At 72.2% G+C, this 14,513-nt stretch carries 11 protein-coding genes and 1 tRNA gene; 7 read left to right on the top strand and 5 right to left on the bottom strand.

Going from position 1 to position 14,513, the window contains the following annotated elements; all coding sequences use genetic code 11:
* The first annotated feature begins 34 nt into the window (after positions 1–34).
* Positions 35–202 carry a 50S ribosomal protein L33 gene (gene rpmG, locus ABT295_RS13050; RefSeq protein ID WP_352394838.1) on the top strand — a complete coding sequence of 56 codons (168 nt, stop codon included), beginning with the start codon at positions 35–37 and terminating at the stop codon, positions 200–202.
* A gap of 63 nt (positions 203–265) precedes the next feature.
* Here the strand turns inward: rpmG and ABT295_RS13045 are convergent, their stop codons facing one another.
* Both ABT295_RS13045 and ABT295_RS13040 read right to left on the bottom strand, forming a co-directional pair.
* On the bottom strand, positions 266–2,572 hold the full coding sequence (locus ABT295_RS13045; protein ID WP_352394837.1) for a S8 family serine peptidase: 2,307 nt from the start codon (positions 2,570–2,572) through the stop codon (positions 266–268).
* Positions 2,573–2,722: 150 nt separating this feature from the next.
* Positions 2,723–3,451 carry a hypothetical protein gene (locus ABT295_RS13040; RefSeq protein WP_352394836.1) on the bottom strand — a complete coding sequence of 243 codons (729 nt, stop codon included), beginning with the start codon at positions 3,449–3,451 and terminating at the stop codon, positions 2,723–2,725.
* Positions 3,452–3,581: 130 nt separating this feature from the next.
* Between ABT295_RS13040 and ABT295_RS13035 the strand changes: the two genes are divergently transcribed.
* From ABT295_RS13035 to ABT295_RS13025, 3 genes are all read left to right on the top strand, one after another.
* Positions 3,582–4,823, top strand: coding sequence for a GAF domain-containing protein (locus tag ABT295_RS13035; RefSeq protein WP_352394835.1), 1,242 nt, complete (start codon positions 3,582–3,584; stop codon positions 4,821–4,823).
* Positions 4,824–4,961: 138 nt separating this feature from the next.
* Complete coding sequence (gene exaC, locus ABT295_RS13030) at positions 4,962–6,485, top strand: acetaldehyde dehydrogenase ExaC (RefSeq protein WP_352394834.1); 1,524 nt, start codon at positions 4,962–4,964, stop codon at positions 6,483–6,485.
* Between the two features lie 7 nt (positions 6,486–6,492).
* On the top strand, positions 6,493–6,930 hold the full coding sequence (locus ABT295_RS13025; protein WP_352394833.1) for a DUF779 domain-containing protein: 438 nt from the start codon (positions 6,493–6,495) through the stop codon (positions 6,928–6,930).
* Between the two features lie 63 nt (positions 6,931–6,993).
* Here ABT295_RS13025 and ABT295_RS13020 read toward each other — a convergent pair whose 3' ends face one another.
* The 3 genes from ABT295_RS13020 to ABT295_RS13010 form a co-directional block, all read right to left on the bottom strand.
* Positions 6,994–7,728, bottom strand: coding sequence for a transporter substrate-binding domain-containing protein (locus ABT295_RS13020; RefSeq protein WP_352394832.1), 735 nt, complete (start codon positions 7,726–7,728; stop codon positions 6,994–6,996).
* A gap of 29 nt (positions 7,729–7,757) precedes the next feature.
* Positions 7,758–9,749 (bottom strand): pectate lyase-like domain-containing protein, encoded by a 1,992-nt coding sequence (locus ABT295_RS13015; protein ID WP_352394831.1) that lies wholly within the window; start codon positions 9,747–9,749, stop codon positions 7,758–7,760.
* Between the two features lie 138 nt (positions 9,750–9,887).
* Positions 9,888–12,224, bottom strand: a complete 2,337-nt coding sequence (locus tag ABT295_RS13010) for a heterodisulfide reductase-related iron-sulfur binding cluster (RefSeq protein ID WP_352394830.1) — start codon at positions 12,222–12,224, stop codon at positions 9,888–9,890.
* A gap of 231 nt (positions 12,225–12,455) precedes the next feature.
* On the opposite strand from ABT295_RS13010, the gene cysK reads away from it, so the two are divergent.
* The 3 genes from cysK (at position 12,456) to ABT295_RS12995 (ending at position 14,363) form a co-directional block, all read left to right on the top strand.
* Entirely contained in the window at positions 12,456–13,385 is a 930-nt protein-coding gene (gene cysK, locus ABT295_RS13005) for a cysteine synthase A (protein WP_352394829.1), read from the top strand.
* A gap of 24 nt (positions 13,386–13,409) precedes the next feature.
* Positions 13,410–14,153: a serine O-acetyltransferase EpsC gene (epsC, locus tag ABT295_RS13000; RefSeq protein ID WP_352394828.1), complete on the top strand. Its 744-nt coding sequence runs from the start codon at positions 13,410–13,412 to the stop codon at positions 14,151–14,153.
* Positions 14,154–14,276: 123 nt separating this feature from the next.
* Positions 14,277–14,363 (top strand) — tRNA-Ser (locus ABT295_RS12995).
* The last annotated feature ends 150 nt before the right edge of the window (positions 14,364–14,513 follow it).

The raw sequence follows: 14,513 nt of genomic DNA, 5'->3' as shown, positions 1-14,513 counted from the left end.
GCATCGTGCGCGATCCCAGACCCGAGGAGCATGCATGGCCAAGCGCACCGACCTGCGACCCGTCGTCACCCTGCAGTCGACCGCCGGCACCGGTTTCCGCTACGTGACCACCAAGAACCGCCGCACCCAGCCCGACCGGCTCGTGCTGCGCAAGTTCGACCCGGTGGCCGGGGAGCACGTCGACTTCCGCGAGACCCGCTGACGCGACGGCGTCCCGACCGGCCCGTCACTCTGCACGCAGAGGGTGGCGGGCCGGTTCGCGTGGTCAGCCGATCAGGGTGAAGGCGTCGACGTCGACCTTCGGCCGCGTCGCGGTCGCGTCGACGACCACCTTGATCGTGTGGGTGCCCGGCGTGGGCCAGTAGTAGGAGACCACCACCGACCGCGGGAGCGTGCTCGCCGCGTAGAGGTCGACCGTGCTGCGCAGCGTGCCGTCGAGGTAGACCCGCGCCTGACCCCGAGTCGTGGCTCGCGTGCCGATCCAGGCCACCGAGCTCCCCGTGAAGGTGAACGACGCGGAGGCGTTGCGCGTGCCGGACACGTCGACGAAGCCGCCCGAGCCGGAGGCGTAGGCCGCCCGCAGCCAGCCCGCGCTGTAGGTGACGAACGACGAGTTCTCCTGGAAGACCGCCACGCGGAACACCGGCGAGTAGCGGTACGGGCTCCAGTTGCCGGCGCGGTCCTGCGCCGCCACGGCGATCCGGTACGTGCTGCCGGGCGTCAGCAGCCACTGCTTGCTCGTCGCCGTCGCGCTCGACAGCGCCTGGGGCACCCAGGCGCCCCCGTTGGTGCTGACGTAGACCTTGTACGCCGCGATGCCGCCGGCGTCGGTCGCCGACCAGGCCCCGGTGACGTTGACGGTCGTGCCGAGCTGGGTGCCGAAGGACGTGTAGTAGCGCGGGGCGGCCACGGTGGGCGGCGTGGTGTCGCCCGCCGTGCCGAGGGCCGCGATGGCGGAACGGAGGTTGGGCAGCGGGCCGATGGAGCCCGACAGCCCTGCGGTCTGCGGCGTGCCCGTCGCCTGCAGGCGGGCGCGCACGTCCTGCGGGGTGAGCAGCAGGCCGCGCGACTTCGCGACGCTCGAGAGCGCGGCGGCTGCGCTGGCGACGATCGGCGAGGCGCTCGAGGTGCCACCGAAGGTGGCGGTGTACCAGGCGTTCGACCCGCCGTCGAAGAGGTCGCCGTAGCCGGTCGTCGTGACGCACTCGCCCCAGCCCTGCAGGTTCACCCGGCGGCCGTAGTTCGAGAAGTCGAGCCGGGTGCGGGCCCCGTGGCATCCCGGGGCGCCACCGGCCCCGACGATGATCGCGCCGGAGTCGGCCTTGCCCTGGGGGAAGGTCGTGCCGTAGATCGAGGAGTCGAGGTTCTGCCACCCGTTGCCCGCCGCCTCGACGACGATGATCCCCCGGGAGGTCGCGTTGCGCACCGCGTCGTAGACCGAGGGGATCCACTCGAGCGCGACGCACCCGACCTGGTTGGCGTCGCAGCCGTTGGGGCCACCGGTCTGCTGCTCGATGAGCATGACGTCGCCGGGGCGCAGCACCGACGTCGCGACCGCGATGGCGCTGGCCGGGGTGTACCCGGCCGTGCTCGAGGCGTTGGTGACCTGCATCGTCGCGGCCGGCACGAGCCCGGTCACGCCGAAGGCGTTGGAGTCACCGACGATCTCGCCCACGACCGCGGTGCCGTGGTCCTTCGAGTGCAGCCCCATCGACCCGGCGAAGGGGTCGACGGCGGTGCCGTTGGGGTAGAACGACGTGCGCAGCTTCGTCAGGTCCTCGTGCGTGCCGTTCCACGAGTACTCGATGTCGTGCACCCGGACGTTGCCGCCGGTGCCCCCGGCGACGGTCCACGCGTAGTTGGCGTCGATGCCCGACAGGGACGCCGGCGAGTGGTAGCCCTGGCGGGATCGGTAGTCGGGGGTGACGGGCGGTCGGACGGGGAGGGGAGCGGCATACGCGATCTCGACGACGTCGAGGGCGTTGAGGGCGTCGATCGTGGCCGCGACGTCGGTGCCGGGGCGCAGCGTGACGCGGTGCCAGAGGTTGAGGTCGGACTGGGCTGCCCTCGCGGTGCCCGCGCTGCGGGCCGCGGCGGCGTCGAGGTCGGCCGCGCTGCTGGCCATGAGCCGCCGGATCGTCGCGCCGCGCGGGCCGAGCACGGCGCGCACCTTGGCGACGTCGGACGCGTTGGCCGCCGGCCCGCGGCGCTCCAGGCCGGCGGGAAGTCGCGACGGCGCGAGCCCGACGAGTGCGCCGCCGAGCAGGCGCAGCCCCGAGCCCTCCCGGAACTTGACCTCGATCTCGGTGCGCGAGCTGCCGGGTGGGACCGTCGCGTGCGCCGGCTTGGGCGTGCGCGTCGTCCCGGCCGCACCGGGTGGCGCGGGTGGGGGCGGTGGGGCGGGCGACGTGGGCGCCACCGCGCTCGCGGGCGACGAGGGGCCGCCCGATCCCGGTGGTGACGCGAGCGACGGCGCCACGCCGACCGCGAGGAGGGCGGCGACGGCCGAGGCGGTGAGGCCGGCACGGGTGAGGCGGCGGCGGCGGGCGTGGGTGCGTACCGGTATTGACATGTGACCCCCATCGGCGAAGACCCTGCGTTGGCAGTATCCCGACCCGGGGAGGTCGGTGTACGGCGAACGCGGATAGTGCGATCACCATGGGGCACAGGCGAACTCGCCCATGTCGTGCGGTGCACGACATAAGGGCACAAGCCGGCGGCGTCAGACCAGGGGAACCCGGGCGGTGCTCGAGGCGGTGGGCGCGTGGTCGGCGTCGACACGCCTTCCGGCGGCGGGTTGCGGCACGGGTGCGGGGGTCAGCGAGTCGAACGTCGCCACGACGTCGATGCCGTCGCGCAGCAGGGCGACGAGCCGGTCCTCGGTGTCGTCGACGCAGGCCCGGGAGATGCCGTCGACGGCGAGGGCGACGACCTTGGCCGCGTGCGCGGGCCGGGAGGCCATCGCGTTGAAGCCGGTGCGGGCGAGGTGCACCCGCGCCCAGCGCTCGGCGGCCGGGGCCGTCGCGAGGGCGGCCCGCGAGGCGTCGGAGAGCTGGCCGGCGGCGCGACCGTCCTGCTCGGCTAGCACGCCTTCGGCGTTGAGGATCGCGAGCGCCATGACGTTCTGGCGCTCCTCGGCACAGATGGGCAGCGCGGCGCGCGCGGCCGTGAGCACGAGCGCGGTGCCGACGCGGCGGTCGTCCGGGTGCAGCCCGACGACCTCCGGGATCATCGTCACGAGGCGCTGGCGCTGGGTGTCGTCGAGCAGGTCGTTGACGCAGCGGGCCATCGTCGCGAGCACGGGGTGCGTGCACGCGGGGTGGTCGCTCCAGCGCTCACCGGCGAGGAAGGATGCCATCTCCATGAAGCAGGCGCCCTTGCGCGCGCTCCGGTGCCGGCCTCGCGACAGGACCGGCACACCGTCGGGCACGAAGGGGGCTCGTCGTGACATCGTCGCTCCTCGGACTTTCCCTCGGGAACCAGTGGGCGGGGTCCCTTCATGGTGCGCCTCATCGCCGCACTTGACCACCCCTTCGTCCAACCCCGTCCACCGCCGGCCCGTCCGTGTGCACAATCAGCACATGCCTGATCAGCACATGCCTGCTGACGCCGAGAGCGCCGGGGTCCGTGCCCACGTGGCCGACTCGTGGCTGCGGTCGGCCGCGGCGGGCGTGCAGGTCGACGCCGTCGACGCCCCGATCACGCTGCCCCCGGACGCCCTGCGCGACCACCGCGAGGCGCACCCGCTCGCCCGGGTCTTTCCGCTCCTCGACGACGTGCTCGGCCAGGCGGCCCGCGACTGCGACGCGGTGATGGCGGTCTCGGACGCGGCCGGTCAGCTGCTCTGGGTCTGCGGCACCCCGAGCGTCCTGCGCCGCGCGGAGGCCATCGGCTTCGTCGAGGGCAGCAACTGGGACGAGCGGCTCGCGGGGACCAACGCGCCCGGCATGGCCCTGCGGCTCGACCGCTCGGTCAACGTCGTGGGCGCCGAGCACTTCCGCCGGTCGGTGCAGCGGTGGAGCTGCGCCGCGACGACGATCCACGACCCCACCGACCACAGCGTGCTCGGCGTGCTCGACATCACCGGAGGCGACGACATCGTCGTGCCGCAGACGACGGCGATGGTGCGGGCGGCCGCGCGGATGGCCGAGTCGGAGCTGGCTCGTGAGCTACTCGTCCGGAGCCGCTCGAAGCCGGCGCCACCACCGTCGGCAGGGGGCCTGTCGGTGCTCATCGAGGCGCTCGGGCGCACCGACGCCCTGCTCACGGTCGACGACGGGCGCGGTCACCGGCGCACGATCCGGCTCAGCCCGCGGCACAGCGAGATCCTGCTGCTCCTCGCGTCCGCCGCCCGGGGTCTCTCGGGGGACGAGCTCGCGGTGCTGCTCTACGAGGAGGACAGCAGCGCCTCGACCCTGCGCGTCGAGATGGGCCGGCTGCGTGGGCTCCTCGGTGAGGACCTGCTCGCCTCCCGGCCCTACCGCCTCGTGGCCGAGCTGGCGGGCGACTGGCTGGGGGTCGAGGCGCACCTCGCCGCGGGCGACGTGGCGAGCGCCATGCGGGCCTACCGCGGCCCCCTCCTGCCGCGCTCGAGCGCGCCCGGGGTCGTGCGCCTGCGCGAGAGCGTCGAGGGCACGCTGCGGCGGGCCGTCCTGACGAGTGGACGGGCCGACCTGATGTCGGCGTGGACGCGCTCGGCCTCCGGCAGCGACGACTACGACATGTGGCAGGCGCAGGCCCGGCTGCTCGGCCCGGGCTCGCCCCTCATGCCCCTCGTGCAGAATCAGCTGCAGCGCCTCGACCTCGAGCTCGGCGCCCCCTGACCCGCAGCGGGCCGGCTTCCGTATGCCGCCCGGCGCCGTCGGCTCGCCCGTGACGCAACGTGGTTGCAACGTTGCCCTGCCTACGGTCTGGCCAACCCCCTCCGCAGAGGGCACCACCAAGGATGTTGGGAGAACGCTATGACCGTCTACGCCCCGCCCGGCTCGCCGGACTCGCTCGTCACCGTGCTCGACCGCTACGGCCACTTCATCGGCGGCAACTGGGTCGACCCGAAGAAGGGCCTGTGGTTCGAGAACGTGTCGCCCGTCAACGGCAAGCCGTTCTGCGAGGTCGCCCGCGGCACCGAGGAGGACATCGAGGCCGCCCTCGACGCCGCGCACGCGGCCGCACCCGCTTGGGGCCGCACGAGTCTCGGTGAGCGCTCGCTCGTGCTCAACCGGATCGCCGACCGCATCGAGGAGAACCTCGAGGCGCTCGCCGTGGCCGAGTCGTGGGAGAACGGCAAGGCCGTGCGCGAGACGCTCGCCGCCGACCTGCCCCTCGCCGTCGACCACTTCCGCTACTTCGCGGGGGTCCTCCGCGGACAGGAGGGCTCGAGCAGCGAGATCGACGAGAACACGGTGGCCTACCACTTCCACGAGCCGCTGGGTGTCGTCGGCCAGATCATCCCGTGGAACTTCCCCATCCTCATGGCCGTGTGGAAGCTCGCGCCGGCGCTGGCCGCCGGCAACTGCGTCGTGCTCAAGCCCGCCGAGCAGACGCCGTGGTCGATCCTCAAGGTCGTCGAGCTCGTCGGGGACCTCCTTCCGGCGGGGGTGCTCAACGTCGTCAACGGTTTCGGCGTCGAGGCCGGCAAGCCGCTCGCGTCGTCGCCCCGCATCGCGAAGATCGCCTTCACCGGCGAGACGACGACGGGCCGGCTCATCATGCAGTACGCCTCGCAGAACATCATCCCGGTCACCCTGGAGCTGGGCGGCAAGAGCCCCAACGTCTTCTTCGATGACGTGGCGCAGGAGCGGGACGCCTTCTACGACAAGGCACTCGAGGGTTTCACGATGTTCGCCCTCAACCAGGGAGAGGTCTGCACCTGCCCGTCACGCGCACTCGTGCAGCGCTCGATCTACGGCGACTTCGTGCCCGACGCCGTGGCCCGCGTCGAGAAGATCAAGCAGGGCAACCCGCTCGACACCGAGACGACGATGGGTGCCCAGGCGAGCAACGACCAGCTCGAGAAGATCCTCTCCTACCTCGACATCGGCCGGCAGGAGGGCGCGAAGGTGCTCACCGGCGGTGACCGCAACGTGCTCGACGGCGACCTGGCCGAGGGCTACTACGTCGCGCCGACCGTCTTCGAGGGAGACAACTCGATGCGCATCTTCCAGGAGGAGATCTTCGGCCCGGTCGTGTCGCTGACGAGCTTCGACGACGAGGCGGCCGCCCTGTCGATCGCCAACGACACCCTCTACGGCCTCGGCGCCGGCGTCTGGACCCGCGACGGCTCGCGGGCCTACCGGATGGGCCGGGGCATCAAGGCCGGTCGGGTCTGGACGAACTGCTACCACCAGTACCCGGCGCACGCCGCGTTCGGCGGCTACAAGCAGTCGGGCATCGGGCGCGAGAACCACAAGATGATGCTCGACCACTACCAGCAGACGAAGAACCTCCTCGTCTCCTACTCGCCCGACGCGCTCGGGTTCTTCTGACCGGGACGTGACCGTGTCCCACGAGACGGGTCGGCCCGGTGAGCCCCCGGCTTCCCCCAGCCGGGTCGACCTGACCGGTGAGGCGGCGGACCTGCTCCGCCGCCTCACCGGCCTGCACGGGCCGCTGATGTTCCACCAGAGCGGTGGCTGCTGCGACGGCAGCTCGCCGATGTGCTTCCCCGCCGGCGACTTCCGCACGAGCGAGGCCGACGTGCGGCTCGCCGACCTCGTCGTCGACGGGCTGCCGGAACCGGTGCCGTTCTGGATGTCGGTGGCACAGCACGCGTACTGGAAGCACACGCACCTCACCGTCGACGTCGTGCGCGGCCGGGGGAGCGGCTTCTCGGTCGAGGCGCCCGAGGGCGTGCGCTTCCTCATCCGCTCCCGGCTCTTCTCCGACGAGGAGAGCGCGGCGCTCGGTCTCGAGCCACCGCGCGTCGGCTGAGGTGTCGGCTGACGTGCCGGCTGCCGGCTGCCGGCTGCCGGGTGCCGCGTGCCGGGTGCGGCGTCAGGCCGGCGGGGCGACCGTCACGCCGGCCTGGCCGGAGCGGGCCAGCGACTGCTCGACGAACCCCGTCGTCTTGAGCTCCTCGACGAGGTCGCGGAGGAAGGTGACGGTCTGCGGTGACCGCGAGCGGGTCGTGCCGACGGCCTGGCGGATCTGCATGAAGGCGCCGTCGAGCAGCCGTAGTCCGTCGTGAGCGGCGGCGAAGGCCGTCACCGGCTCGCGGATGCCGGCACCCACCTCGAGCCCCTCGCCGACGAAGACGTCGACGCCCTCGTCGCCGCGGACGAGCTCGGCGTGCTCGAGGGTTCGGGTCAGGTGCAGGTCGTAGGCCGACCCGGTCTTGACCCCGACCCGCACCCCCACCGCGTCGACGTCCGCCACGGTGCGCAGCGGCGAGCCGTCCCGCACGACGTAGACGCCCTCGATGAGGACGTAGGGCGCGGTGAAGGCAACCTCCTCCTCGCGCGCCGGGTCGACCGCGAGGAAGCAGATGTCGGCCGCACCGCTCGCCATCGCGTCGTACGACCTGCGGGCGGCGTCGAAGCACAGCAGCTCGACCGGCCGGTCGAGGCGGGCCCCGATCTCGCGCGCGATGTCGACCGTGACACCGCGCGGATCGGACGGGTCGCCTTGCGCGAGAACAGGGTTGCCGAGGTTGATCGAGGCACGGAGCACGCCCGTGGGGGCCAGGTCGGAGGCGACGTCGGCCGGGGCCGGGGTGAGGTCGGCGGTCATCGCCTCACCCTACGGCCCCGGCGTGCCCGTCAGGGGTAGTCGACGACCGTCACCGGTGTGCTCGGGTTGGCGGTCGTCGAGGAGCCGCCGACGCCGTTGACGACGTGGCGGATGCCGCCCTTGCCGTTGGTCGGGTCGAGGAAGACGGTCAGCAGGTCGTGCAGGCGCACGCCCGGCGTGCGGGGCACCTCGAACGCGTTCTCGGCGAAGACGTCGACCCCTTGGTTGAAGAAGCTGTAGGAGCCCATGCCGGTGCCGGAGAAGTGCTTGACCCGCTTCGTCACGAGCAGGGCCGGGTAGCCGTCGTGGCCGGGCGCGGACCGCCAGGCCGCCTGGTTCGGCGGGTCGTAGGGCAGCTCGTTCTGGAAGAAGGTCACCTCGCCGTGCTCGCCGTTCCAGACGACCTCGGTCTTCTGGTAGTGCTCGACGAAGAGGCCGGTGGCCGTCACGTGGTCACCGTTGACGACGAGACCGGTGTCGGCGGTGTTCTGCGTCCAGCCCACGCCGTTGCCGTGGTCGGCCCGCCAGGCCCAGATGTCGTCGAGCACGACGTGGTCGCTGTTGACGAGCAGGCTCACGCCCGCCTTGCCCAGGTAGGGGCCGCCGATGCGGAAGAAGACGTCCTGCAGGGCGGTCGGGTCGCTCGCCCGGCTCCACCGGTCGCGGTCGTGGCCGTTGCCCTTGCCCCCGTGCCCCGAGCCCACCTGCAGCAGCACCGGCGAGGAGACCGGGCCCGCGTCGAAGGTGATGCCCGCGACGTCGACGCCGGGCACGTCGGCGACGCGCATGGCGACCTGGCCGCGGGTCGGGGTCAGGCTGGCGAGCCCGAGGCCGAGCACCACCGTGCCGGCCCGGCGCACCTCGAGCGTCCGGTCCAGGTGGTAGACCCCGGGGGTCAGCAGCAGGTGACGTCCGCGCGCCAGCTCCCGGTTGATGGCGCGGGCCGAGTCGGAGGGCCGGGCGACGAAGACGTCGCTCAGCGGGACGGATCGGCCGGGCGTCGGGCCGTCGGCCCACGTCGTGCCGCGGCTCGCCGTCGCGGCGGCCGGCACGAAGACGCGGTAGGTGCCCGAGGCGTCCTGGTAGAGGTAGGGCTTCTCGCGGCTCACCGAGGTCTCGGCGACCGTGGTGTAGGGGCCGCCGCACTCGGCCGCAGCCGGGAAGCACTCGGCCGGGGCACCCTCGGTGCCGGAGAAGACCTGGTTCCAGACGCCGTTGCTCCAGCCCGTGAGCTCGCTGTTGCGGGTGAAGAACTGCTGCTGCGAACCGCTGATGACGGTGGCGTCGAAGCGGGAGTCGGCGATGAAGCCGCCGCTCGCGTACGACGGGCCCGTGCAGTAGTCCATGAGCGTCGTCTGGCCCTTGACGTGCACCCGGCGCAGCGGGGCGGCCTGCGAGACGGCCCAGAACTGCCCGGAGTAGCAGCCGAAGTCGGGTGTCGTGACGTTGATCGTCAGGTTGCTCATCGAGCGCCAGAAGTTGTTGAGCGCGATGCAGCTGCCCTCGGCGCTGCACTGGTTGCGCACGTAGACCGAGCCGTTGATGGTGACGTCGTCCGGGTTCTGCCCGAGCCCGGCGACCTCGGTGTAGTAGCCGACCTGGAAGTTGAGCGGCTTCTCGGCCGACCCGTAGGTGCCGGGCGCGAAGAGCAGCGCGTAGCGGTCGCTGCCCATCTCGTTGCCCACCTGGCGGGCCGCGACGGCGTCGACCGTGGCCTGGATCCGGTCCTGCGGCATCGACGGGGTGAAGACGTAGGTGTTGGGGCCGAGGTCCGGCACGCCGCTCGGGCGCTGGGCCGGGGCGGGCCGGGGAGCCGGTGCGGGCGCCGCGGCGTGCGCGGCAGCCGCCCCGGTGGGCGCGGTCCCGTCGGCCGCGCGGGCGACGGTCGGGAGGGCCGCTGCCGGGAGGGCCGCTGCCGGGAGGGCGGCGACCGCCGTGGCCAGGGCCGTCGTCAGCGCCAGCAGGGCGAGGGGCCGGCCCGCCCGGGCGCGCCCGTGTGTGCGATCTCGTCGATGAGTCATGAGCCGACCCTGCTGCCGCCGTGGCACCGCGTCAAGGGGTGGTGAGAGCGTTCTCACGCAACGGTCGCAGACCGCGCGCAGCGTGGCCGGGCGGGCCACCCGGCATACCTGCCCGGAGGCGGGATGCCGGGTGGACCCTCAGGCGGTGGGTGCGGGCTCGGGCTCGGGCGCGACGGCCTCGGCGGTCGCGTCGCCGTCGTCGCCGCGGCGCACGGCCGCGAGGAGCATCTGCGCGACGTCGACGACCTCGACGGCGTCGGTGGCGTTGCCGTCCTGGATGGCGGCGTTGAGCCCGTCGGAGAGCATGACCTTGCAGAAGGGGCAGCCGACGGCGATGCGCTCGGCGCCCGTCGCGAGGGCCTCCTCGGTGCGGTTCGTGTTGATCCGCGTGCCGAGCTTCTCCTCCATCCACATGCGTGCGCCGCCCGCGCCGCAGCAGAACGACTTCTCCTTGCTGCGCTCCATCTCGGCGTACTCGACACCGGGCAGGATCTGGAGCAGCTCGCGCGGCGGGGCGTAGACCTGGTTGTGCCGGCCGAGGTAGCAGGGGTCGTGGTAGGTCACCTTGGCGCCCGTCGAGGCGGCACCGGTCAGGGTGCCGGCCGACGACGCGTCGCCGGGGCGGGCCACGGGCGTCAGGCGCTTCTCGCGCACGAGGCGGTTGAGCAGCTGCGTGTGGTGCAGCACCTCGTACTGCCCGCCGAGCTGCGGGTACTCGTTCTTGATGGTGTTGAAGCAGTGCGCGCAGGTGACGACGATCTTCGTCGCGCCGACCTCGTTGAGGGTCTCGACGTTCTGCTGCGCGAGCATCTGGAAGAGGAACTCGTTGCCGGCGCGGCGGGCCGAGTCGCCCGTGCACGCCTCGCCGTCGCCGAGCACGGCGAAGCTGACGCCGGCCGTGTGGAGCAGCTCGGCCACGGCGCGGGTCGTCTTCTTGGCGCGGTCCTCGTAGGCACCGGCGCAGCCGACCCAGAAGAGGTAGTCGACCTCGTCGAGGCTCTCGACGTCCTGGCCGACCTGCTTGACCTCGAAGGGCAGGTCCTTGGCCCAGTCCATCCGCAGCCGCGGCGCGAGGCCCCACGGGTTGCTGTTCTTCTCGAGGTTCTTGAAGAGGCCGTTGAGCTCGGCCGGGAAGGCCGACTCGATGAGGTTCTTGTAGCGGCGCATGTCGACGATGGCGTCGACGTGCTCGATGTCGACGGGGCACTGCTCGACGCAGGCGCCGCACGTGGTGCACGACCAGAGCACGTCCTCGTCGATGACGGCGTCGGGGCCGTGCGGGTTGTACGCCTGCAGGGGGTGGCGGATGTCGTAGCCGGTCTCGCCGACGAGCGACTCGGTGGCGACGGCGCCCTTCGTGGCGTCGCTGAAGCCCTCGGCCGACTCGATGCCGCCGGCGCGCACCTCCTCGGAGGCGAGCAGCCACGGCGACTTGGCGTGCGCGTGGTCGCGCAGCGTCATGACGAGCAGCTTGGGCGAGAGGGGCTTGTCGGTGTTCCACGCCGGGCACTGGCTCTGGCAGCGGCCGCACTCGGTGCACGTCGTGAAGTCGAGCAGGCCCTTCCAGGTGAAGTCCTCGACCTTGCCGACACCGAGCGCGGCGTCCTCGTCGAGCTCGTCGACGTCCTCGAAGTCGAGCGGCTTGCCGTCGACCCTGATCGGCTGCAGCTCGCCGAGGCTCGTGCGGCCGTCGGCATGGCGCTTGAAGAAGATGTTGAAGAAGGCGAGGAAGCGGTGCCAGGCCACGCCCATCGTCGGCTGCAGCGCGATGGTGATCATCCACGCGAAGGAGATGAGGATCTTGATCGCCGCGATGACGACGATGAGGTTCTCGACGGCGCCGACGGACAGGCCGGTGAAGAGGTTGCCGATCCAGCCGGTCAGCGGGAAGTGCAGCGCGGTGTCCATGCCGGTGCCGGTCTTGCGGGCGAGCGTCCACTCGAGCGCGCGGAGCAGGCCGATGCAGAGGGTGACGCCGAGGATCGTCAGCTCGACGTAGTACGCCTGCCACCAGGTGGAGCCGAAGAACCGGCTGCGGCGGCCGTCGTCGCCGGCGGCCGAGCGCGGGTGGTTCTTCTGACGGATCGCCATGAGCACGACGATCGAGATGAAGCCGGCGAAGGCGAAGAAGTCGGTGATCCACTCGTAGAGGAAGAAGTGGCCGATGACCGGCAGCACGAACTCCGGCGAGAAGAGCTGCCCGAACGCGTTGAGCAGCGTGAAGAAGAGGACGCCGAAGCTGACCATCGTGAACCAGTGCGCGATGGCCACGACCGGCAGCCGCGACATGCGGGTGTGGCCGAGGAACTCGCGCAGCAGGGTGCGCGTGCGGGCGCCCTTGTCGTCACCGCGGTCCTCGGGCTGGCCCAGCCGGAACGTCGCGAGGAAGTGGTTGACCGTCCGGACGAGCAGGGCGACGGCGACGGCCGTGACGCCGAGGCAGACGACGGCGGCGACGATCTGGAGGGCACTCATGGCGGCGAGTCTACTGACGTGTGAGCAAGCGCTTAGTGATTGTGACGGCCGTCGCGACGTGACGCTCGTCCCGAACCGTCGTCGACCCGCCCGGATCATGGGCGCCGGTGGACGGGGATAACGGGATGTTGGAATATGCATAACGGGTATCCGGTTGTCGCCGACAATCGGAACGCAGCACCTGTCCACGTCCCAGACGCCAGACGCCACACGACGAGAGGGCCACCAGCCATGCCGATCCACGACGACGTCACGAAGCTCATCGGCAACACGCCGCTCGTGCGCCTCAACAAGGTGACCGACGGAGCCGAGGCGACCGTCGCCGCCAAGCTCGAGTTCTACAACCCCGCCAACTCGGTCAAGGACCGCATCGGTGTCGCCATCGTCGACGCCGCCGAGGCGAGCGGCGAGCTGCAGCCGGGCGGCACGATCGTCGAGGCGACCTCGGGCAACACCGGCATCGCGCTCGCCATGGTGGGCGCGGCGCGCGGCTACAAGGTCGTCCTGACGATGCCCGAGTCGATGAGCAAGGAGCGCCGCGCGCTGCTGCGCGCCTTCGGCGCCGAGCTCGTGCTCACCGACCCGTCGACCGGCATGAAGGGCGCCGTGGCCAGGGCCGACGAGATCGTCGCCGAGCGTGGCGGCGTGCTCGCCCGCCAGTTCGCCAACGAGGCGAACCCGCAGATCCACCGCCGCACGACGGCCGAGGAGATCTGGAACGACACCGACGGCGAGGTCGACATCGTGGTGGCCGGCATCGGCACCGGCGGCACCATCACGGGCGTCGGCCAGGCGCTGAAGGCCCGCAAGCCGAGCGTGCAGATCATCGCGGTCGAGCCGGAGGAGTCGCCCATCCTCAACGGCGGCCAGCCGGGCCCGCACAAGATCCAGGGCATCGGCGCCAACTTCGTCCCCGAGATCCTCGACACGGAGGTCTACGACGAGGTCATCGACGTCAACGCCGAGACCTCGGTGGCGTGGGCGCGCCGGGCCGCGACGGAGGAGGGCCTCCTCGTCGGCCTCAGCTCGGGCGCCGCCATCGCGGCGGCCGTCCAGGTCGCCCAGCGCGAGGAGAACAAGGGCAAGACGATCGTCGTCATCGTCCCCTCCTTCGGCGAGCGCTACCTGTCCACCATCCTCTTCGAAGGGCTCGTCGACTGACGTCGGCCCGCTGGGAGACCGCCCATGAGCACCGCCCGACCCCTGGGTCGCGACGTCGACCGCGCCGAGCCCCCGTTGGCGCTCGTGCGTGACGAGCGACCCACCGAGGTGCCCGGCGCGCCACCCGTCACCGAGACGCCCCTTGCCGCGCCGGGCGGGCCGGTGCCGCCGACGAGGTATGCCGGACCGTTAGGTGTCGTGCGCAAGGTGGCCGACCGCGTCCGCGAGGACGTCGACGGCGCCATCGAGCGCGACCCCGCGGCGGGTTCGCGCCTCGAGGTCGTGCTGACCTCCCCCGGCCTGCACGCCATCTGGGCTCACCGAGGCATCCACGAGCTGTGGAAGCGGCCAGGTGGTCGGCTGCCGGCGCGGGTGCTCGCCACGGCGGCCCGCGCCGTGACCGGCGTGGAGATCCACCCCGCCGCGCGGCTCGGCCGGCGCTTCTTCATCGACCACGGCATGGGTGTCGTCATCGGCGAGACCGCCGAGGTCGGTGACGACGTGATGCTCTACCACGGCGTCACGCTCGGCGGACGCTCGCTCGCGCACGTCAAGCGCCACCCGACCGTCGGCAACCGCGTCACGATCGGCGCCGGTGCCGGGGTGCTCGGGCCGGTGCTCGTGGGCGACGACGTCCAGATCGGCGCGAACTCCGTCGTCGTCAAGGACGTGCCGGCCGGGGCGGTCGCGACCGGCATCCCTGCCGTCGTGCGCTTCCCCCGGCGCGACCCCGCCGACCACTGGGTCGACCCCGCCATCTACATCTGACCCGAGCCGCCGGCGCCGCTCCCGCCCGGCTCGACGAGGGCCCCGACTCACGAGGTCGGGGCCCTTCGTCGTGCCACCGGTGCCGATGCCGGGGCGCTCCGCGGCTAGACTTCCGCGGACACTGGAGGGCTCGCATAGTGGCCGAGTGCGGCGGTCTTGAAAACCGCTATGGGGTCAAACCCATCGTGGGTTCGAATCCCACGCCCTCCGCGCAGGGCTCCGAAGGCGCGGAGTCCCACGCCCTCCGCCGGCCGTGGATCCGCGTACCGACGGACCGCCACGAGACGGCGTACGTCGGCGGTGGCGTGCTGGGGACAGGTTCGGCGCGGAGCTGGTGGCGGTCCGTCGGGGCGGCCGGCG

The sequence above is a fragment of the Terrabacter sp. NPDC000476 genome, from assembly GCF_040300125.1.
Lineage (GTDB): Bacteria > Actinomycetota > Actinomycetes > Actinomycetales > Dermatophilaceae > Terrabacter.
The sequence above is the reverse complement of the archived record's forward strand: the minus strand, read 5'-3'. Positions and strand labels throughout refer to the sequence as shown.

Coding starts and splice junctions, on each gene's coding strand:
- cysK (WP_352394829.1), top strand. CDS start 12,456: ATGCCGATCCACGACGACGTCACGAAGCTCATCGGCAACACGCCGCTC.
- exaC (WP_352394834.1), top strand. CDS start 4,962: ATGACCGTCTACGCCCCGCCCGGCTCGCCGGACTCGCTCGTCACCGTG.
- rpmG (WP_352394838.1), top strand. CDS start 35: ATGGCCAAGCGCACCGACCTGCGACCCGTCGTCACCCTGCAGTCGACC.
- epsC (WP_352394828.1), top strand. CDS start 13,410: ATGAGCACCGCCCGACCCCTGGGTCGCGACGTCGACCGCGCCGAGCCC.
- ABT295_RS13010 (WP_352394830.1), bottom strand. CDS start 12,224: ATGAGTGCCCTCCAGATCGTCGCCGCCGTCGTCTGCCTCGGCGTCACG.
- ABT295_RS13015 (WP_352394831.1), bottom strand. CDS start 9,749: ATGACTCATCGACGAGATCGCACACACGGGCGCGCCCGGGCGGGCCGG.
- ABT295_RS13020 (WP_352394832.1), bottom strand. CDS start 7,728: ATGACCGCCGACCTCACCCCGGCCCCGGCCGACGTCGCCTCCGACCTG.
- ABT295_RS13045 (WP_352394837.1), bottom strand. CDS start 2,572: ATGTCAATACCGGTACGCACCCACGCCCGCCGCCGCCGCCTCACCCGT.
- ABT295_RS13040 (WP_352394836.1), bottom strand. CDS start 3,451: ATGTCACGACGAGCCCCCTTCGTGCCCGACGGTGTGCCGGTCCTGTCG.
- ABT295_RS13035 (WP_352394835.1), top strand. CDS start 3,582: ATGCCTGATCAGCACATGCCTGCTGACGCCGAGAGCGCCGGGGTCCGT.